Source organism: Polynucleobacter sp. 31A-FELB, from assembly GCF_018882405.1.
Taxonomy (GTDB): Bacteria; Pseudomonadota; Gammaproteobacteria; order Burkholderiales; family Burkholderiaceae; genus Polynucleobacter.
The window spans coordinates 1-18,207 of record NZ_JACVOO010000025.1 but is presented as its reverse complement, the minus strand read 5'-3'; the positions used below and the strand labels follow the sequence as shown (position 1 = coordinate 18,207).

21 protein-coding genes and 1 pseudogene are annotated in these 18,207 nt (G+C 41.9%); 15 read left to right on the top strand and 7 right to left on the bottom strand.

Annotated features, from left to right (window positions below):
* Positions 1-119 (top strand): annotated as a pseudogene (locus tag ICN30_RS11060) (IS30 family transposase); the annotation flags it as partial.
* Between the two features lie 25 nt (positions 120-144).
* On the opposite strand, the gene ICN30_RS11055 reads toward ICN30_RS11060, so the two are convergent.
* From ICN30_RS11055 to ICN30_RS11045, 3 genes are all read right to left on the bottom strand, one after another.
* Positions 145-495 carry a DUF3147 family protein gene (locus ICN30_RS11055; RefSeq protein ID WP_062309684.1) on the bottom strand — a complete coding sequence of 117 codons (351 nt, stop codon included), beginning with the start codon at positions 493-495 and terminating at the stop codon, positions 145-147.
* Between the two features lie 90 nt (positions 496-585).
* Positions 586-1,395 (bottom strand): energy transducer TonB, encoded by an 810-nt coding sequence (locus tag ICN30_RS11050; RefSeq protein WP_216186610.1) that lies wholly within the window; start codon positions 1,393-1,395, stop codon positions 586-588.
* A 3-nt stretch (positions 1,396-1,398) separates the two neighbouring features.
* A complete protein-coding gene (locus tag ICN30_RS11045; protein ID WP_082784110.1) occupies positions 1,399-2,079 on the bottom strand; it encodes a metalloregulator ArsR/SmtB family transcription factor in 681 nt (226 codons plus the stop codon).
* Positions 2,080-2,113: 34 nt separating this feature from the next.
* On the opposite strand from ICN30_RS11045, the gene ICN30_RS11040 reads away from it, so the two are divergent.
* From ICN30_RS11040 to ICN30_RS11000, 9 genes are all read left to right on the top strand, one after another.
* On the top strand, positions 2,114-2,539 hold the full coding sequence (locus ICN30_RS11040; RefSeq protein ID WP_062309686.1) for a hypothetical protein: 426 nt from the start codon (positions 2,114-2,116) through the stop codon (positions 2,537-2,539).
* Complete coding sequence (locus ICN30_RS11035) at positions 2,540-2,995, top strand: rhodanese-like domain-containing protein (protein WP_062309688.1); 456 nt, start codon at positions 2,540-2,542, stop codon at positions 2,993-2,995.
* A 3-nt stretch (positions 2,996-2,998) separates the two neighbouring features.
* Positions 2,999-3,613: a class I SAM-dependent methyltransferase gene (locus tag ICN30_RS11030; RefSeq protein ID WP_216186612.1), complete on the top strand. Its 615-nt coding sequence runs from the start codon at positions 2,999-3,001 to the stop codon at positions 3,611-3,613.
* Between the two features lie 260 nt (positions 3,614-3,873).
* Entirely contained in the window at positions 3,874-5,031 is a 1,158-nt protein-coding gene (locus tag ICN30_RS11025; protein ID WP_255533227.1) for an efflux RND transporter periplasmic adaptor subunit, read from the top strand.
* Entirely contained in the window at positions 5,028-6,218 is a 1,191-nt protein-coding gene (locus ICN30_RS11020; protein ID WP_216186614.1) for an ABC transporter permease, read from the top strand. Before ICN30_RS11025 ends, ICN30_RS11020 begins: the two co-directional genes overlap by 4 nt.
* Before the next feature lies 1 nt (position 6,219).
* Complete coding sequence (locus tag ICN30_RS11015) at positions 6,220-6,912, top strand: ABC transporter ATP-binding protein (RefSeq protein ID WP_216186617.1); 693 nt, start codon at positions 6,220-6,222, stop codon at positions 6,910-6,912.
* 576 nt (positions 6,913-7,488) lie between these two features.
* Positions 7,489-8,457, top strand: a complete 969-nt coding sequence (locus tag ICN30_RS11010) for a hypothetical protein (RefSeq protein WP_216275697.1) — start codon at positions 7,489-7,491, stop codon at positions 8,455-8,457.
* Positions 8,458-8,468: 11 nt separating this feature from the next.
* Complete coding sequence (locus ICN30_RS11005; RefSeq protein WP_216275695.1) at positions 8,469-11,060, top strand: AAA family ATPase; 2,592 nt, start codon at positions 8,469-8,471, stop codon at positions 11,058-11,060.
* Positions 11,061-11,353: 293 nt separating this feature from the next.
* Entirely contained in the window at positions 11,354-12,757 is a 1,404-nt protein-coding gene (locus ICN30_RS11000; RefSeq protein ID WP_216275693.1) for a hypothetical protein, read from the top strand.
* An 87-nt stretch (positions 12,758-12,844) separates the two neighbouring features.
* Here ICN30_RS11000 and ICN30_RS10995 read toward each other — a convergent pair whose 3' ends face one another.
* Positions 12,845-13,309: a hypothetical protein gene (locus tag ICN30_RS10995; protein WP_216275691.1), complete on the bottom strand. Its 465-nt coding sequence runs from the start codon at positions 13,307-13,309 to the stop codon at positions 12,845-12,847.
* A 68-nt stretch (positions 13,310-13,377) separates the two neighbouring features.
* Here ICN30_RS10995 and ICN30_RS10990 point away from each other — a divergent pair, with 68 nt between their 5' ends.
* Positions 13,378-14,118: a hypothetical protein gene (locus ICN30_RS10990; RefSeq protein ID WP_216275689.1), complete on the top strand. Its 741-nt coding sequence runs from the start codon at positions 13,378-13,380 to the stop codon at positions 14,116-14,118.
* 3 nt (positions 14,119-14,121) lie between these two features.
* Here ICN30_RS10990 and ICN30_RS10985 read toward each other — a convergent pair whose 3' ends face one another.
* From ICN30_RS10985 to ICN30_RS10975, 3 genes are read right to left on the bottom strand one after another with little or no spacing between them, the layout of a single operon-like run.
* On the bottom strand, positions 14,122-14,484 hold the full coding sequence (locus ICN30_RS10985; RefSeq protein ID WP_216275687.1) for a DUF6876 family protein: 363 nt from the start codon (positions 14,482-14,484) through the stop codon (positions 14,122-14,124).
* A gap of 2 nt (positions 14,485-14,486) precedes the next feature.
* The gene (locus ICN30_RS10980) at positions 14,487-14,633 is read right to left on the bottom strand and encodes a hypothetical protein (protein ID WP_216275685.1); all 147 of its coding nucleotides are present in this window, start codon (positions 14,631-14,633) and stop codon (positions 14,487-14,489) included.
* A 59-nt stretch (positions 14,634-14,692) separates the two neighbouring features.
* A complete protein-coding gene (locus tag ICN30_RS10975) occupies positions 14,693-15,136 on the bottom strand; it encodes a DUF6641 family protein (protein WP_216275683.1) in 444 nt (147 codons plus the stop codon).
* Between the two features lie 761 nt (positions 15,137-15,897).
* Here ICN30_RS10975 and ICN30_RS10970 point away from each other — a divergent pair.
* The 4 genes from ICN30_RS10970 to ICN30_RS11810 form a co-directional block, all read left to right on the top strand.
* On the top strand, positions 15,898-16,860 hold the full coding sequence (locus tag ICN30_RS10970) for a hypothetical protein (protein ID WP_216275681.1): 963 nt from the start codon (positions 15,898-15,900) through the stop codon (positions 16,858-16,860).
* The gene (locus ICN30_RS10965) at positions 16,857-17,441 is read left to right on the top strand and encodes a hypothetical protein (protein WP_216275679.1); all 585 of its coding nucleotides are present in this window, start codon (positions 16,857-16,859) and stop codon (positions 17,439-17,441) included. Before ICN30_RS10970 ends, ICN30_RS10965 begins: the two co-directional genes overlap by 4 nt.
* A gap of 194 nt (positions 17,442-17,635) precedes the next feature.
* Complete coding sequence (locus ICN30_RS10960) at positions 17,636-18,085, top strand: site-specific integrase (RefSeq protein ID WP_255533226.1); 450 nt, start codon at positions 17,636-17,638, stop codon at positions 18,083-18,085.
* Positions 18,086-18,145: 60 nt separating this feature from the next.
* Positions 18,146-18,207 (top strand): transposase (locus ICN30_RS11810; protein WP_370623727.1); only part of this gene is annotated, 62 nt, incomplete at its 3' end.

Here is an 18,207-nt window from a genome sequence, read left to right as displayed (position 1 = left end):
ATTACTCCCAAGCCAAACTCAATGCTGTAGCAAGGCAACTCAATGAACGTCCTAGAAAAACACTAAACTATCAAACACCGGCAGAACGTTTTGCCCTAACTGTTGCATCGACGGGTTGAAATCAAGGCCAATAAATGCCATTGCCTATAGCAGATTAATTCCAAAGCCCTTCATCATCAAGGCAAATAGGCCAAAGCAGATGATAGTTGCCACTACGCAAGCCCCCATCGTTAGCCAAAATCCTAACTTTGGAAGTAGCAGTGGAAACAATAGAAACATTGGCAATGTTGGAATTACATACCAAAAGGTGTAATAGGCATGATTGGCTATCTTTTCCTCGGGCTGGTTTTCAACATACAACCACACCAGAGTTAAAAGCGTCATCAAGGGCAATGCCGCAATAAAGCCACCCAGTCGATCGCTTCGCTTTGCAACTTCAGAAATGAATACAACCATCCCTGCTGTTAGGAGATACTTAGTAATAATCCAAGCCATAGACGCCTTAAGTGTTTTTGCTTGCCCCATTATAGGAATATCGTTTAAAACGACATTACAAATATATGCGCATAGACGTATGTACGTGAACTACTTTCTTTGATTTAGATTGCTTGACCCCCATTGATCTAGCTGTCGCTGATTATGAGCGGCCACACCTTCAATAGAATCCTGAGGTAATTGTTTGAGGCACTCTGCTAATGCTTCAGGACCGAGCTTTTCGGCAGGCTTATTTTGTTTTATCCCTTGCGGTGATTTGCCATCCCATGCGAATGGATTGTTAAATGATGGTGGATCAGGTAAACAGTCATCACTGTAAATGGGTGTGTCATCAGTAGCAAATGGCGTAAATGAAATTGTCTTTTCAAAGATGAGTGGTTTGCCAGTTGGCGTGGGCGGTGGCGGTGGCATTGAATAAATTGCTTTACGAGCAAGGGCTTCAGCCTTATCAGATGTCTTCCAGAGTGTTTCAACTTTAGTGATGCTTCCATTTGGAGCAATCTCGATTCTGAATCTCACCTGCCCTTGATCGGCACCTTCAACAGCTGTTCCCATCATGCTACGCACTTGCTTGCCCCAGGTGTGTCTGTAGCCTTTACTATTTTTTAATGTGTAGGTTGAGGCAAAAGCCCATTCCTCTGCTGTTGGGGCATTTGGAGCTGCTTGTGTTGCTGGGGCCTTCTTTGTGAGCGTCTGATTCTTCTGGATGTTGACGGGCTCTTGCTTTTCTTGCGGCTCGTTCAGTTTGATAACAACGACATCTTCTTTAACTGTTTTTAGCGGCTTTACTGTTGATGGAGCCCATAAAAGTAGAAAGCAGACATGTAAAGCTAAAGAAAGTACAAGCGCCGACTTAAAAGCAGACTGTGGCGTTTGAATAAGGCGATTAAGACGGAACAATCACTACTCGTCTTGTTTAGCTAGCTTCAAATTCATATTGAGCCAATTGGGTATGCCATCTTCTGCTCGTACTGCCTTAAATCCTTTTTCTCTGAGGCGCTTTACAGCTTCATAAGATAGTACGCAGTACGTGCCCCTACAGTAAGCGACAATCGTTTTAGATTTTGGAAAATCCCCCAATCTCTCTTCTAATTCCTCAAGGGTGATATTGAGTGCCCCTTCAAGATGGGAGTGAGCGTACTCTTCACTAGGCCGCACATCTAAAAGCGTGATTTCTCCACGCTTGGCTAATTTAAGTACTTGATTAACTGGCATGCCTTCTAAGCTATCTCGCGAGGTGAGGTACTTATTGACGAGGCTATCGACTTCTTCAATGTGGCGCTGTCCAACACCTTGTAGCTTTAAGAACAAATCAATGACATCTGAGTCCGCTATCTCATAAACAATGGATTTACCTTGTCTGATCGTATTCACAATGCCTACTTGTTTAAGTACTTGTAGATGTTGCGATACATTGGCAATTGGCAGCTTAACCTTTTTAGCTAGGTCTTCAACAGCTGTAGGGCACTGAATAATCAGTTCAATCAGCTCTAAGCGCACTTCTGAGCCAAGGGCTTTCCCGAGTTTGGCAAATTGCTCGAACAGTTTTTGCTTGAAAGTAGATTTTTGTCTAGGCATAATCATTCAATGATTTTATTGAATATAAGTGAGGGTGTAAATGCTTAAAAAGCTCGTGGGGGTCATTATCTCTTTGTTCTCATTAAGCGTTCTTGCTAACAGCCCTGTCCCGCTAGAGATTAACGGGCAAAAAGCCTTGGTATTCATTAATCAAGATCCTCCTGGGACCAGATGTAACACCAATGTTCAAATTGCCGCAGAAATTGCTAATGCGTATCGACTACCAATTTTGGTTCTGCCCCAAACAGCCGTTCCGCCATTAACGCCAGCTCCTTCAGTTTGGTACAACGGACAAAACATAGCGGCAAGTGGTGGCGCTCACAATGGCATGGTGAGCTATCAAATCATTGCGGACATTCTGGAGTTAGAGGGAACCACCAAGCAGAAGAAGCAAGGTAAGTTATTTAACGATAGCGTGAGACCTGAATTCGATAAGTTCAAATCAACTATTAAGACTGGGAAATAAATGAGAAAACTATTCATTGCGCTTGCGCTCACATCATTCATAGCAAGCCCTACATTTGCTGATAACAAAGCTATTGCTGTTGATGAGATGGCGGGTTATCTTGAGTTTGTGGACTATGGCGGTGCTACGATATTTCCTGAGCAGATACCCGCAGAAGAATATAAGAAGATGATGGTGATTGATGCTAGAGATAAGGCTCAGTTTGATAAGAGCCATATTCCTGGAGCAGTCAACATTGAGTGGCGCCAAGTCTTGGCACAAAAGGATAAGATTCCTAAGAACAAGCCTGTCTTAATCTACTGTAATACCGGCAGTCTCTCAGCGCAGGCAGGCTTTGCTTTGCGTGTTGCTGGCTATGAGAATTTGCGCATTCTTCAGGGTGGCTATGAAGAGTGGAAAACTAAAGGTGGCATGGATGCTTACAAGAAGGCTGTTAACAAACAGCCTAAGCACTAGCAAATGAACAAAAAAGAACATTGGGAGAAGGTCTACGGCGACAAGGCACCGGATGCGCTGAGTTGGTATGCGCCACACCTTGATACATCCCTCAGTCTTATTCATCAAGCAGCACACAGTAAAGATGCCGTCATTATTGATATTGGTGGTGGCGAATCTACGCTAGTTGACGACCTTTTGTCTGAGGGTTATGAGGACATCAGCGTTTTAGATATTTCTCAAAAAGCAATTGATGTAGCTAGGGATCGTATTGGTAAGCGGGCTGTTCAGGTTCACTGGTACTGCGCTGATATTACACAAGCAACATTACCGCAAGGCTATTTTGACGTTTGGCACGACAGAGCCGTCTTTCATTTTTTAACTGAAGAAGCACAACGAGCAAGATATGTAGAACAAGTGATGCGCTCAGTAAAGCATGGTGGCTATGTGATTATGTCGACCTTTGGACCCGAGGGCCCTGAGAAGTGCAGTGGTTTAGACATCGTTCGCTATGACTCAGAAAATCTTCACAGTCAGTTTGGTCAGACATTCAAGCTGATTGACAGCTCAACAGAGCTCCATCAAACCCCTATGGGGACCACCCAGCAGTTCTTATATTGCTTTTGTAGGATGGAATAGGCTTTACTTAGCTTAGATATTTTTTTACCCAAGTAGGGATCGTTCGACGTAACAAGTTTGGTGTTAAAGCTATCATACATTATATAATAATATATAGTGTATGATAGCTTTAAATAGTGCAAAAAGATTAATATTAGGGATTAATAACGATTGCGTTGATTTCCATCGTAATAGGTAATTAAATCACCCCTTAAACAACTAAAGGGAGCATGATTAAAAGATAGGCATCTTTTATTCAAGTACATTAATGGCTCAAAAAAATGAATAGCACCATTAAATTAAAAGAACTCTTAAGTTCGCTTCTACTCCGAATGCGTGAATTGAACATTACCCGCCGTCAATTACTGATGGGTCTCACGCTTACATTTTTATTAGTCGTATTTGGATTTGTTGTTCTAAATTCTGGGCCTTTAGCGTCCACAAAAGTGACGACCATTAAAGTCAGCGACCAATCGCTTGCACCCACACTATTTGGAGTGGGAACAATTGAAGCGAGGCGGTCATATTTGATGGGACCAGTAGTTGCTGGACGCGTTTCAAACGTATATGTAGATGTAGGCAATTTGGTTAAAGAGGGTCAACTACTTGCCGAGATGGATTCTATTGATCTGAATCAGAGAATGATTGCTGCTGAGGCACAAGTGACTGATGCAAAGGCACGCTTACTGCTGGCTTCTGAAACGTACAAGCGATATGTGGAGTTGGGAAAGAAAAATTTTATTAGCCCAATTGTTGTTGAAGGCAAGTCACAGGAACTCAATTCAGCAAAAGCGATTGTTCAAAAAACAACTGCTGATTTGGCTGGGCTTAAACAACAAGAGCTTAATATTAAATTAAGGGCTCCAGTAGATGGGATCATTACATCTAGAGATGCCGAGCCAGGCTCAACCGTTATTGCTGGTCAGGCGGTTTTAAAATTAATCGACCCAACGAGCCTATGGATTAAGACGCGTTTTGACCAAGGTAAGTCAATGGGATTAGCCGTTGGCTTAGATGCAAATGTGATATTGCGCTCTAATCCACATCACCCAATCTCGGGCAAGGTAGTTCGCGTTGAGATGCTCAGTGATAGTGTCGCGGAAGAACGCATTGCCCAAATTGAAATGATAGATATGCCCAAGACTGTTTCAATTGGGGAGATGGCAGAAGTGACATTGCAATTAGCCTCTAGTGAATATGGCCTTAGCTTGCCCAATGCAAGCATTAAAAAGAGGGGTGATGAAACTGGGGTATGGGTGCTCAAGGATGGCAAGCCCCATTTTGCTCGGGTACAAATTGGACAAAACGGCTTAAATGGTCAAGTGGTTATTCTGAGTGGACTTAAGAGTGGTGATGAAGTTGTTCTCTATAGCGATGCTGAAATTAAAGAAGGGCAGCGTATTAAGGTGGTTGATTCTTTATTGAAGAAAACGCCGTGATTAGCCTAGCGGGTCGTGACATTGCGCATTCTTGGGGTAAGTTTGCTCTAACGGGATTGGGCCTCGGACTGCTAATCGGTGTCACTCTAACAATGGCAGGGGTATATCGAGGCATGGTGGATGATGCCATGGCCCTACTAAACAATAGCGGTGCAGATCTTTGGGTGGTACAAAAAGATACCCAAGGCCCTTATGCTGAAGCATCCAGCATTCGAGATGACTATGTAAGAGGCGTGCTGGGAATGCCAGGCGTTGCACGCGCAGCTAACATCACCTATCTCACAATGCAGGTTCGTAAAGGGCAGAGTGACACTAGAGCCATGGTGGTTGGGGTAGAAAGTGGGCAGCTTGGTGAGCCGGCCTATTTGATTTCTGGTCGACACATAGTCCAATCACACTATGAAGCTTTAGCGGATATCAAAACGGGGTTTGAGCTAAACGACCTCATTCAAATTAAGCGCCATCAGTATCGGGTAGTGGGTTTAACTCGACGCATGGTTTCATCGGGCGGTGATCCAATGGTATTCATTCCAATTAAAGATGCACAAGAGGCGCAATTTCTAAAGGACAACGATGCGATTCTGAATGATCGCGCCAGAAACGTAGCCAATCCCAGTTTGAATCGCCCCATTCCTGGGTTATTGGATGCTATTACGGCATCGCAATCTACCAATCACAGTGTGAATGCCATCCTTGTTCAAATCCAAGAAGGAAGAACTCCGGAGGAGGTGGCTAAACCAATCCGTCGCTGGAAACATCTTGAGGTGTATACAAGAGCGCAGATGGAAGAAATCCTTGTTGCCAAGTTGATTGCAAATTCTGCGAAACAAATTGGTATGTTTCTAGTGATCTTGGCGGTAGTAAGCGCTGCCATTGTGGCTTTCATTATCTACACCATGACCCTAGGAAAGATTAGGGAGATTGCCGTGTTGAAATTGATTGGCACTCAAAATAGCACTATTGCTAGCATGATCTTGCAACAAGCCCTTGGATTGGGTTTAATCGGGTTTATTGTGGGAAAAACTTCAGCTACTTTTTGGGCGCCGCTGTTTCCAAAATATGTTTTATTGGAGCCGATAGATGCAGTCATCGGATTCATTTTAGTGATGGTCATATGCGCTTTAGCTAGTACCTTGGCGATCAGGACTGCATTGCTAGTAGATCCTGCCCAAGCGATAGGGGGCTGATATGAGTACATACAGTATTCAATTAGAGGGACTTCGAAAAACTTACGGACATGGTGATGCTGCTGTAGATGCCCTAAAAAATGTCAACATGCAAATTGCTCCTGGTGAAGTGGTTGGGCTTATAGGCCCATCTGGGTCTGGAAAAAGTACGCTACTGAAATGTCTAGGAGCAGTCATTGAGCCCACAGCAGGTCGCATGACTTTGGGTGGTGAAGTGATCTACGAGAATGGTTGGAAGATTAAGGACTTAAGGGCTCTGAGAAGAGACAAAATTGGCTTTATTTTTCAAGCGCCTTACTTAATTCCCTTTCTGAACGTGACGGATAACGTGGCGCTTTTACCTATGCTTGCGGGGGTGCCAAACAATATTGCTAGAGCGAGGGCTAAGGAGTTACTAGAAGCTTTAGATGTTGCGCATCGGGCGAATGCTAACCCATCAGAATTATCTGGGGGTGAGCAACAACGAGTTTCCATTGCAAGGGCTTTGGCAAATAGACCCCCAGTGATTTTAGCCGACGAACCGACAGCTCCTTTAGATAGCGAAAGAGCCTTAGGAGTGATGGGGATCTTAAATCAAATGGCCAGCCAATATCAGACTGCAATTATTGTGGTTACCCATGATGAAAAAATTATCCCTCTATTTAAGCGAATTTACGCTATTAGAGATGGGCAAACTATTGAGGAATCTAGATAGGAATTCATGATTAATTTCCGAGGCAAGAAAATTCACCTTAGGTCGTTATCCCCAGTTTTCCAAACGAGCGTTACTTAAAGTAACGCTCGCAATGCTAATAAAAGAACCCTTTGGAGCAACGAAGTGTTAGATGGTTGCTCCAAAATCCTTTGGTTTTGAAAACCAAAGAGTGAACCAGCGTTTCTTGCGATCTCGTTAAATTAGTCACACAAACGCTTACACACCGATAATCGTGCGGCGTAAGCTCTTGAAATCCTAGTGGTTTTCTTTGGTTGTCTGCTCTCATAATCCTTTGGTCCCAGGTTCAAGTCCTGGTGGGCCCACCAGAAATGAAAATACCAACCTTCGGGTTGGTTTTTTTTGAGCGTTACTTTAGGTAACCCTTATAAACCTATCAATTTGGCTCTAATGTTGTTTCTAATCGGAAAAAATTGCCTGCGTTGTCTTGAGTAGTAGTTAATCACAATTCTACTTTGTAAGTATTGAGGGGATAACCGCTATTAAATCCTTGTAGATACAAGACCTACTTTATATACTGATCCTATAATTTTTATTAGTAAGGGTATCTAATCTTATATGCCAAATTGGCTACTCAATCGTCTCTTTGATCATGGGCATCAGCCGACTCCAAGATTTGCTTTTCAAGGCACAGTTAATTGGATGCGAGCACTTTCAATGCTTGCTGATTCCAGTACTTTTTCGCACCAAATGCTGCAAAGAAAATATTCCCAGGTTCAACGTAGAAAAGTAAATCCAGAGGCAGATACACTTGTCTTTGAGATGTTGGTGATGAGTCTACATAATCTGTCAAGTTTGACTTCATTTGACATGCTAAGCGCAGGTAAGTATGAGGTAGTGCGTTCAGCTATCGTTGCTTGGTACTACAGTACTTATTATGCATCAAAGGCAATGATCGCTGCATGTAGTGCATCTAATCCACAAACGCACTCAAAAACAGCCAAAGTATGGCAATCCGATATCGTTGCAAATGGACTTGCTGTAGCGCCATTTTCTTTTATGCTTAGTAATGCAGTAACAAAAACAGTTGAGAGTGAAATTGCTGCGCTTAGGCAATCCAATACCCACGACTTAAATATCGAACCTAAAAACTCAGTTGAAGCTCGTGGAGCCGCAATTTCTTACCTCAAAGGAACTGCTGAATATGTCAAGTGGCAAGTGGAGGAGGATATAAAGTCTAATCGAGCATTTCGCGATTTAAATGTGACAAATTTTCGATCTGCAGCTGCTCGCAAATTAAGGGATGACAGGCTACAACAGGAGTCGGTTAATTACTTGGTTCAAGCGTTTCGTTACCGAGGAAAAGCGCATTATCGTGATTCAATTTACTTGTCATATGGCGTTGATCAGACTCAAGTGCTTGGTACTTTCATTGGCGATCTTCGGGTTGTTGCAGAACGTTTCTTAACTATGGCATCTTTTTATGTTGCTAGAAGAGTTGAGAAAGGAACTTGGCAGGATTTTGTTGCAGATATTAATGAAAGCCTAAACTTTCACATTCCGATTGATCTAAGCACAATTTCATAAAGGTATTAGCCATGACAGTTTTGCAGCAAATATTGGAGTGGTCTAAAGATCGTCCTGAATGGCAGCGTGATGCTCTTAGAAGATTGGTTGTTAATGGAGATTTGGTAGAGGAAGATCTAGATTCACTTACTGAGATATGCAAAGGGAAGTATGGGTTATCAGAAAATACTAAGGGCAAGCCTCTTTCCGAGGAGCATGTTCCCCAAAGAGGAGCTGCAGCACTAGCTGTAACTTTGAATTCCATATTTCACGATAAAGGCGTAAATGCTCTAGCTGAAAATCAGCAACTTAATTTTTCACCTAACCTCACTATTGTTTATGGTGATAATGGTGCAGGAAAAACGGGTTATATACGTATTCTTAAGTTGGCTTGTCGTGCACGTGGGCAAGAGGATATATTGGGCAATATTGTTTCTGGAGTTGCACCTCCACCGCCTACTGTAAATATCAAATACAAAGTTGGTGCTGAAGAGATTCGTCAGTGGCATGGGGGTGCTACAGATGAATATATTTCACGTGTTAGTGTTTTTGATTCACAATGTGCTGCGGTTTATTTAAATGAGAGAACTGATGTAGCTTTTCTTCCGTTTGGGCTAGATTTATTTGACAAGCTTGTTCGTGCATGTCGGGCCGTCCGTGCCAAATTAGAAACTCAGCAACGTGCGCTTAGTACTAGCTCTGTATCGCGTATAGCCGAGCAAATACCAGCTGGAACGGCTGCATCTAGATTAGTTGGAAATATAAATTCGCTAACAAAAATAGAATCAGTTAAAGCCTTAACTGAACTTACGGTAGAGGAGCAAAGGCGCATTGAATTTTTGGACAAGTCATTGCAAGATTTACAGACAAATGATCCCAAAAAGTTACTTGTACAGTTAAGCCTTCGCGCAGATCGGATTCAAGCCTTGGAGGCGCATCTAAGAAATGTTGAATCAATTCTGTCAGATTCGGAAATTAATAAAATATTTGATACTCGTGCGGAAGGGAAAAGGAAGGCTGAAGAGGCTAATTGTTTGCGTTCTGCGACATTCCCGGATGATCTTCTTCATGGAACGGGGGGTGATTTTTGGAAGGCTATGTGGGATTCGGCGCAGATTTTTTCTGAAGAATTGGCTTATTTAGATAGAGATTTTCCTTTTACGGAAGAGGGGGCTAAATGTGTGCTTTGCCAACAAAATCTGGATCACGCTGCGGTTCATAGGCTCTCACAATTTGAGAGTTTTGTTCAATCAACTACAGAGAGCGAGCTACGAAAACTGCGCGAGCAGTTTTCTCGTCTAAAAGATATTTTGATCACATTCAAAATGATTACAGAGGCTATTGATGGAACTCTAAATGAGCTGAATGTTGATTATGCGGAAAAGGTAGAAAAGATACGTCATTCTCTAGAGGAAAATGAGAGACGACGGACAGAAATTATTGCTGCACTTAATGAAGACAGGGAGTTGAGTGATCAATGCCCAGTACTTACATCTTCTTTTGAGAGTCTGCAGGCCATTCAATTAGAAATTCAGGCTCGCATTAAGGCGTTGAAAGAGTCTCAGGGTGAGGATGTGCGTGAAAAAATGACTGCTGAAGTAAATGAGCTGAAAGCAAGAGTCATACTCGCAAAACATGAAGCGGAAATTTTATTGGAAATTGAAAATAAAAAGAAAATTGCTGCTTATAGCCAGTGCATTGACGAAACGAAGCCCAATGCGATTACGCAAAAGAGTACTGCTGTCACTAAAGCAATAGTGTCAGAGGGTTTGAAGAGAAGTTTTAAGGAGGAGCTGGGGCGATTAACTTTTAGGCACGTTGAAGTAGAGCTTAAAGAAGTTGGTGGTGCTGACGGTGTTTTCTATCACAAACTAATTTTGACTCGTAACCCAGGTATTGATGTTCCTAAGGTTGTAAGCGAGGGGGAGCAACGCTGTATTTCAATAGCAGCCTTTTTTGCTGAGCTGAGCACAGCCGAAGATCCTTCTGCAATTGTATTTGATGATCCTGTTTCATCATTAGATTTCCAATGGCGTGGTGCTGTTGCTAGACGTTTGGTTGAAGAGTCTGAGCGAAGGCAAGTAATTGTTTTTACACATGATGTTGTGTTCCTACTGGCGCTAAAACAATTTGCAGATCAAAGTAAAGTTGTACAGCTTGATCAGCATATTCGTCGTCAAGCAATTGGTGCAGGAGTTTGTGTTGAAGAGTTACCTTGGGTTGCTATGTCTGTTAAGGGAAAAATTGGATTTCTGAAAAATGGTTGGCAAGCTGCAGATAAGCTCTCAAGAACTGGAAATTTTGATGCTTATGAAAAGGAGGCGGCCCAACTGTATGGTTATTTGCGAGAGGCTTGGGAGCGTGCTTTAGAGGAGGTACTTTTGGGTGGGGTTGTTGAGAGATTTAGACCTAGCATTGAAACAAAAAAACTTATGCCTCTAATCGATATTACAGAAGATGATTGTGATGCTGTAAATGTTGCAATGTCAAAATGTTCTTCATGGTTGACTGGGCATGATCAGGCTGCAGCGGCAAGAGCGCCAGTGCCTGGGTCTGATGAATTGAAGCAAGATATTGAGCAGCTAGAAAATTGGGTAAAAAGTATTAGGGGTAGACGCAAGTAAAGGGGTGTCTCTTTTTGTTGGATCCATCGCTGCAGACCAAGATTGTTAAATTTTATAGATTTTTAAGTGTGTTGATTGAGGATGTTAAGCTAGGTGGTGGTTTTAATTCTCAGCCGATAACTAAGTATGGCTGCGATCAGTATATTGTTATCGCAGTTGGGACAATATCATTGGGCAATGAAATTCGGTCCGACATTGCATCCAGATTTGATCTTAACTGTGCGTAGTAATTTGACATGGTCGCTTCTACAAAATCCGTTGACGTAAGCGTTATAAAAATTTAAAGTGTTGTGATGCCTGAAAAGCTCGACAGCACCTACGAAATCTACCCACGTGAGCTTATTCTCTATAAGCGCCCAACGAGTACTGTTTGGCAGTGCCGTTACAAGGTGGATGGCAAGTGGCTAATAGCTTCCACCAAATTGCGAGATCGTGAAAAAGCCATTGAAAAGGCTAAAGACCTCAAGCGTATCGCCGAGCTTAAAAAAGAAGCCAACCTTCCTGTAGTTACCAAGAAATTCAAAGACATCGCTCGTTTAACTAAACAGCGCATGGACGATAAAGCTAAAAAAGGCGAGGCGCCAGTCTCCTATAACGTATACAAGAGAATCATTGATGATTTCCTAATCCCTTGTCTGGGTAATAAGAATATCGACAAGATTGATTACGCGGCATTAAAGCAGTATGAAGAAGATCGTGCAACGCTGATGGGTAAAGAGCCTGCATACAGCACAGTGCGTAAACATAATGTCACGCTCAATTACATTTTTGAAGAAGCGATCTTGCGTGGTTTTATGACCAGGGCTAATAAACCCGAGTTAGAGACCAAGGGTCGTAAGGGTGAGAACTACGCCACTTTCAGTATTAAAGAAATCAATGCAATCTTGGCCAACATTCCTGCCTGGATTGAGCGTGGTAGATCAGAGGCTAAGCGTGAGCAGCGCCAACTTCTCTATGACTATGTACGCATTTTGATTGATACGGGTGCAAGACCTGGTAAAGAGCTGCTCAATTTGCAGTGGAAAAATATCAAGTACAAGGTGCGGGTAGTTGATGCTCCAAAAGAAGAAGTGGATGAAGATGGCTTCTTGATAGAAGATATAAGCCAAGATGATTTAATTGAGGAGTATGACGAAGAGGGCAATTTAATTGAGCCATTAAAGTGGCAGCCAACCGTCACGCTTGCTGTATATGGCAAAACCAAGGATCGCAATGTCAACGGCTTTGATGAAACCTTCAAAGTGTTAAAAGAAATTGTGGCTAGAAATTACCCCGACCCTGAGGTAACACTTAAAAAGCTAACCGAAAATAATGACCCCGGATATGTTTTTAGAACCAAGAGCGGGGCTAAGATGGGTACAAGCAATCACATGTTTGATCGCTTTTTGGAAGAGCATAATTTATTGCGAGATCCAAACTCGGGCAAGAAGCGTGTGTTTTATAGCTTCCGAAGTGCCCATACGACAGCGGTACTTAATTTTGATGGAGTGCCACTCCGAGATATTGCCTTGCAATTGGGTAATTCACCTGGGATTATTGCCAAGCACTATGACAGGGCTACCGGTGAAGCTATTGCTGAAAATGTCAGGGCACCGAAAGCTAGAAAAGCTCTCTTTAATGAGATTGAGGTACCCGAGGTATACCGATCTAAAAAACTTAAGCAGCAACAAGAAGCTCTTAAGAAGAAAAAATCTTGAGCATCTAATTTCGCATAGTGCCTGTTGTGCCGGTAGCGCACTTTTCTGCGTTATATAGATCCCCAAGACCACCGCTCTTCCGCTTCTCTAGCCTCGATCTTTGTCCATATTCTTCTGCACTATCGGATCGGTTTTGGCATGGATCATGGCTACTTGACCGCTTGGTAATTCACGCATACTGGGCGGTAATTTGGCACTTTGTGGCGGGGGCTTAGGTTGGCTTCTCGCGGCTACTGTTTTAGTTCCAGCAGGTAGTGGGGTGGGTGCTTTGACAGGTTGATACGCTGGGGTGCCAATAGCAGCAGGTTGGGGTAGTGGCTTGGGTTTGGGTAAGGGCTTGGGTGCTGCAACTTGGGGTGGGCGTTTTGCTTTGATAGCTAGGGTACGTGCCTTTTTAGTAGCCTCGGGCTTTAGCTTTGTAGCTAGGGGCTTAGGGGCGTACTGCGCTGCACGTTGTTTTTGATAAGTGTTTAACGCTTCCCAAGCACTGGCGTACATAATTCGTTGCAAACGAATCCACTCATCTTGTTCAATAAATTCATGTAGTCTCATATTGTTCTCCTACATCTATTTAATAAAGTGGAGAACAGTGTCTTAATAGATTTTTATGGAGTCATGAAATGTATGAACGCAGAGCAGTGTTATTTTTAGATATTCTTGGATTTAAAAAATTGATCGATGAGCATCAAGAGGATTTAATTTTAAGTGTGCTAGAAATGCCAAAAGAACTACAAGAAAAATATCCATTTAATGGAAAAACTGAAATGCAGATATCTGCCTTTTCTGACTCAATTGTTATTTCTGAGGTGGTTAAAGAAAATAATGTCGGCATGAATCGCTTGGTGAACTATGCAGGTTATGTGTGGTGGAAATTTCTAGCAAAAGGAGTGCTGACGAGAGGTGGTGTTGCAGTAGGTGATTTGCATCATAAGAATGGAATACTATTTGGCCCCGCAATGAATGATGCCTATAAGCTTGAAAGTGAGCTTGCTATCTACCCGAGAATAGTTTTGTCTCGTGAATCACAGCAATGTTTGTTTAAAGAGCTTAATGAGGAGTACAAAGAAAATTCTCTAATGCTAGCAGTGACATTAAATATTATGCGGCGTGATTTTGATGGGGTAACCTACATCCATACGCTTGGAGTTTCTGGAGTGACGCCCCCAGAAATTCTTCCAGAAAAAGAATTAGATCCAGTAACACAATCTAGGTCGTATATTTCAAGTGAAATTAATGCTGCAAAATGGGGTGCGGTTGATGCCTTTTTAAAAAAAGAGCGACCTGGAGAATTAAGGGCAAAAGCAAAGCATGATTGGCTGGAAAATTATTTAAATGCGACCAGTCAGGGAAGATTATCGTAATTGTTAATACTCGCTAGGTAATAGCAGCACCCAAAAGTCACCACCCCAGCAGGCAAATAAGCTAATCGCAGGTAAAGGGAAGTCTGTAAATGGGATGTGCTGACGATCAAGTACTTTGCCATTGCCGTTATCTAACACTAGCTCGGCACTACCTCTTGTCACAGTGAGCTTGGCAGATATAAATTCCTCACGTCCCGTAAATTGAGGCAAATAACTAGCGAGGGCATCCATTAGCCAATATGCCCCAGCTTCATCAGCTAGATATTTGCACCCATCTGTAATGACAGTGCTGGGGCTTATGCGGTAATAGTGCTCGGTACCGATAAATTGGCCAAGCATTGCAGCGTCAAACTCTAAATTTGACATGCTTAATTAACCTGCACGGGTAAGTGAACTAAATTATCTGCACCATACTGGCCTTTAAGTAAAAAAATTGCATCGGCCATATTGTTAGCGCAAATTTGGGCTTGAACTACGAAACCATTTGCACGTACGTAAGCTGAGTAAATATTCATGTGTATCTCCTAAAATTAAAAATGGGCTAGCTGCACGATTGCAAACTAGCCCTGGGTCATCATTTCTTAAACGAATTGCGAGTCATCTCGCTTACTTCATTAATTGCTTCATCTAAATCGCCGTTTAGTACAGCGGCTTGTAAATTTTTCAACGTAGCAATCAATTCATCGCCTGTAGCAAGTTCAATCGCATTGGCACCTTTCTTGTTCAAGGGCAGGACTTTGCTGCCATATTTCAACGTCAAATTAATCTTGCCTTCTGGGCTGATAAAAAACCACTGACGTACACGCTTAACTGTGTCTACAGTCATACGTTCACCCGTTTGCTTGTTTGTATATGTGCGGGTGACTTTGGGTTGATATTGCTCGCCTGACTTCTGTGCTTCGCAAAGTGCTACTTGCTCGGCAATCTTGCTGGCCATCTTGTTTCTACGTGAAACGATAGGGCTTGCACTTACTGGGCGTTTACCTGTTACTAATTTAAGACTTGTTAGAACTGACATTTAAAACTCCTTTGTTGTTTGGGAGTCTTCAATCTATAGATGGCCTTGTACGGAGTCGACCTGAATAGGCATGGAAAAACAACAGATCTCCTGGTTTTTGTAAGGAATTCATAAATACCAATGAAGAAATTACATTTGCTAAATAAATGTACAAGTAAGGTTAAGGTTGGCACGCCGATTGAATAGTGCTGCGAAACCCGTTCTGATGTGTGACGGTTAGCAATTCGGATCTCTTACTATCTGGCCTCATTGCACTACCCAACGATTTTCGTTGGATGCTTTAAACGACACCCCTCTGCGGTAGTAGCGTTTGCAATGCTGTATATAGTTGGTAACGTAGAAATACGTGAACGTAGGCTTAACGTCGAAGTAATTCGTCCAGGCTGAAAGTGAGTGGGTAAGCCAATGAAACAACCCCACAAGCTAATTTGCATATGCTCCCTTGATATAGAGCGCAGATTAGTTGCGTATGGCGGCACGTAATGGGAGATCGCAAAACCTGCCTTCCTTGTTTAACAAGTTGTGCGTATATCAGTTGATCACAAGACCTCAGTGAAAGTTCTTGTTCAAGTCAAGCCTAAAGGGGCTTGGCTTGAGCTTCCTAGTGAAAGAGTTCAGAAAAAATGAAAAGAAAAGTTTCTTCAGTTAAATGAGGGGAAAATGTTTCGAGCGAGAGCGAAGAAACAAGCGAGCTAAAGCTCGCTATTATTAATTTTATAAATGTTTGTTATGATGATAATAATCATATTGCGGGCATTTAAATGAAGAAAAACGAGCGAATTGTATATTTTTATGATGTCAAAATTAGCTCTCAGTCAGCAAGTTTTGATGCGCCTAACACCATATCCGTTAAGGATGCACTTCATTTAATTCAAAAGCTTGATGAACCATCTAGAAGACGAGCTGTCCAAAAGGGATTGCAAACTATATACATAAAAGATTTTAAGATTAGTGCTGATAAAGCAGTTTTATTAGTAAATAAATCTGATCAAACAATTTCCGATCCAGTTTTTACAAATTTAGTTGAAGGCGGTCGGCGAGTAATAGAAAAATATGAAAATGAAGGGCAGGATTTTTCTATACATATGGTTATAAGTTTGAAGGAGTCATTAGATTCTCCTGCATTGGCAATTTGTGAACATAATTCTGGCCTTAGCGTACTTTTAGTTCAGCGGGTTTTGAATGGATTATTAAGACAGGCCAAGAGGTTAGCTCCTGAAAAATATGAATGGATTCATCCCGATGGCTCAAAGGATGCGAAAGGCAATCCTAAAAAATACAAAGTAAATTATAAATTTGAATTTACTGGGCACATTTCAGAAGAATTTGCGAATGATTTGAACAATGGAAAGATCCACTCTATTGAATTGATCACGGATAAAAATGAACATGAAGCATTTGATGATTCCGGTCACGTGACTGAAAAATATAGCTCTGTAACGTTGTCCGTTGTCAATGATGAAGAATCTACTGTAGATAAGTTAAAGTTGCTTAAGCAAGTCTTTGATAGAAACAAAGCGGATTACTCGAAGGCTAAGGTTAGGTTTAAGTCTCCAGAGGGTACAGAAAGAACGGTTGAGATTGATGTTGAAACTCAGGTTCCAAATATTGAGAATTACGTTAAGAAGGCAAAGTTGGACTCATTCGATGAAATCTTGCAGGCCTCGTACGAATCAATCAATTCTAAAATAGTAAAAAAAATTACAGCTTTATTTAACGCATGAATTTAATAGTTCAAATTCTACTTAGGCCATTTTCCTACATAGGAATACGCCATAAATTAAAAAACCAAGTGGATTGGGTATATCCGCTTATATTGATGATTATCTCTGTAATTGTTATCGCTTTTGCTAGGATGAATGGAGGGTTTCCAATATTCTCAGAGGCTGGATTGGTTAGTAAGGTAACTGGTTTTCTTCAAAATCTGCCAGGATTTTTTATAGCGGCCTTAGCAGCAATAGCAACATTCAATAAGTTGGACATGGACTTTGAGATGCAGGCACCAGCTCCAACAATGAAGATCTTTCATAATGGCAAATGGGTATTAATAAACTTAACGAGAAGAAGGTTTCTCTGCTCAATGTTTGCTTTTTTGACTGCGGAGTCAATTGTTTTAATTTTGATGGGAATCGGGTCGCAGCTCCTTTTTTATTCAATTAGTGTGGCAATAAAAGGTGCTGTTATAGGCAATATTCTGCTTTATGGGTTTCTTGGCAGCTATTTATTTTTGTTTTGGCAAATGATTGTGACCACCATGTGGGGTATTTTTTATTTGGGTGAAAAAATACACAACGGTAGCCAATAGCTAAACCCTCAGCTTTTTCGGTAGAAATATAAGACTCTTCTTATTTCCTTATATTTGCCTGCCGATTATCTCTAAACCATTGTGATCATTGATGAATTTTCACTAAATACTTGTAAGCCTTTTTAGGTCGACTTCACACAAATAAGAAATTACATTGAATGTGTGACTTTTATTTGATTTAGGGAGATTACAAGATGAAACAAGCAAAAACATTAACACCACAAGAATTACGTAGAGTTTTAGATCACATAGCTACACGCAAGCATTCAGCTAGAAATAGGGCGATGCTGCTTATTACGCATTACGCAGGGCTACGTGTTGCAGAAATGGCGTCTTTGCGCTTTGTAGACGTTGTTGATGCAGAAGGCGCTATTAAAAACGAGATCATGCTGCGCCCAGAGCAAACGAAGGGTGGTTATGCACGTACAGTCTTTATTAGTGAGAAGCTTAAAAAAGAGTTAGCTGCCTATATCAAGCTCTACACCCCACAAGACCCCCAAGAAAAGCTGTTTTATTCCCAGAAGAAAAGTAGCGATGGCTTTAATGCTAATACTGCTACTCAGTTCTTTCACTATCTATATCAGAGAGCAGCGATCCCAGGGGCAAGCAGCCATTCGGGTAGACGTAGCTTTATTACTAACTGAATCGCTACCACTTCTATAGACACTTTCTAGCCTAATATTTAGTCTATTAGGAGGTGTGTCATGAGTACAAGAAGACGGTTTACTGAAGAGTTCAAGTTAGAGGCAGTCAAACAGGTAGTTGA

Bases quoted from the DNA above. Each gene is read 5' to 3' on its own strand.
- ICN30_RS11055 (WP_062309684.1), bottom strand. From the start codon at position 495: ATGGCTTGGATTATTACTAAGTATCTCCTAACAGCAGGGATGGTTGTA.
- ICN30_RS11045 (WP_082784110.1), bottom strand. From the start codon at position 2,079: ATGATTATGCCTAGACAAAAATCTACTTTCAAGCAAAAACTGTTCGAG.
- ICN30_RS11040 (WP_062309686.1), top strand. From the start codon at position 2,114: ATGCTTAAAAAGCTCGTGGGGGTCATTATCTCTTTGTTCTCATTAAGC.
- ICN30_RS11035 (WP_062309688.1), top strand. From the start codon at position 2,540: ATGAGAAAACTATTCATTGCGCTTGCGCTCACATCATTCATAGCAAGC.
- ICN30_RS11030 (WP_216186612.1), top strand. From the start codon at position 2,999: ATGAACAAAAAAGAACATTGGGAGAAGGTCTACGGCGACAAGGCACCG.
- ICN30_RS11025 (WP_255533227.1), top strand. From the start codon at position 3,874: ATGAATAGCACCATTAAATTAAAAGAACTCTTAAGTTCGCTTCTACTC.
- ICN30_RS11015 (WP_216186617.1), top strand. From the start codon at position 6,220: ATGAGTACATACAGTATTCAATTAGAGGGACTTCGAAAAACTTACGGA.
- ICN30_RS11010 (WP_216275697.1), top strand. From the start codon at position 7,489: ATGCCAAATTGGCTACTCAATCGTCTCTTTGATCATGGGCATCAGCCG.
- ICN30_RS11005 (WP_216275695.1), top strand. From the start codon at position 8,469: ATGACAGTTTTGCAGCAAATATTGGAGTGGTCTAAAGATCGTCCTGAA.
- ICN30_RS11000 (WP_216275693.1), top strand. From the start codon at position 11,354: ATGCCTGAAAAGCTCGACAGCACCTACGAAATCTACCCACGTGAGCTT.
- ICN30_RS10995 (WP_216275691.1), bottom strand. From the start codon at position 13,309: ATGAGACTACATGAATTTATTGAACAAGATGAGTGGATTCGTTTGCAA.
- ICN30_RS10990 (WP_216275689.1), top strand. From the start codon at position 13,378: ATGTATGAACGCAGAGCAGTGTTATTTTTAGATATTCTTGGATTTAAA.
- ICN30_RS10985 (WP_216275687.1), bottom strand. From the start codon at position 14,484: ATGTCAAATTTAGAGTTTGACGCTGCAATGCTTGGCCAATTTATCGGT.
- ICN30_RS10980 (WP_216275685.1), bottom strand. From the start codon at position 14,633: ATGAATATTTACTCAGCTTACGTACGTGCAAATGGTTTCGTAGTTCAA.
- ICN30_RS10975 (WP_216275683.1), bottom strand. From the start codon at position 15,136: ATGTCAGTTCTAACAAGTCTTAAATTAGTAACAGGTAAACGCCCAGTA.
- ICN30_RS10970 (WP_216275681.1), top strand. From the start codon at position 15,898: ATGAAGAAAAACGAGCGAATTGTATATTTTTATGATGTCAAAATTAGC.
- ICN30_RS10965 (WP_216275679.1), top strand. From the start codon at position 16,857: ATGAATTTAATAGTTCAAATTCTACTTAGGCCATTTTCCTACATAGGA.
- ICN30_RS10960 (WP_255533226.1), top strand. From the start codon at position 17,636: ATGAAACAAGCAAAAACATTAACACCACAAGAATTACGTAGAGTTTTA.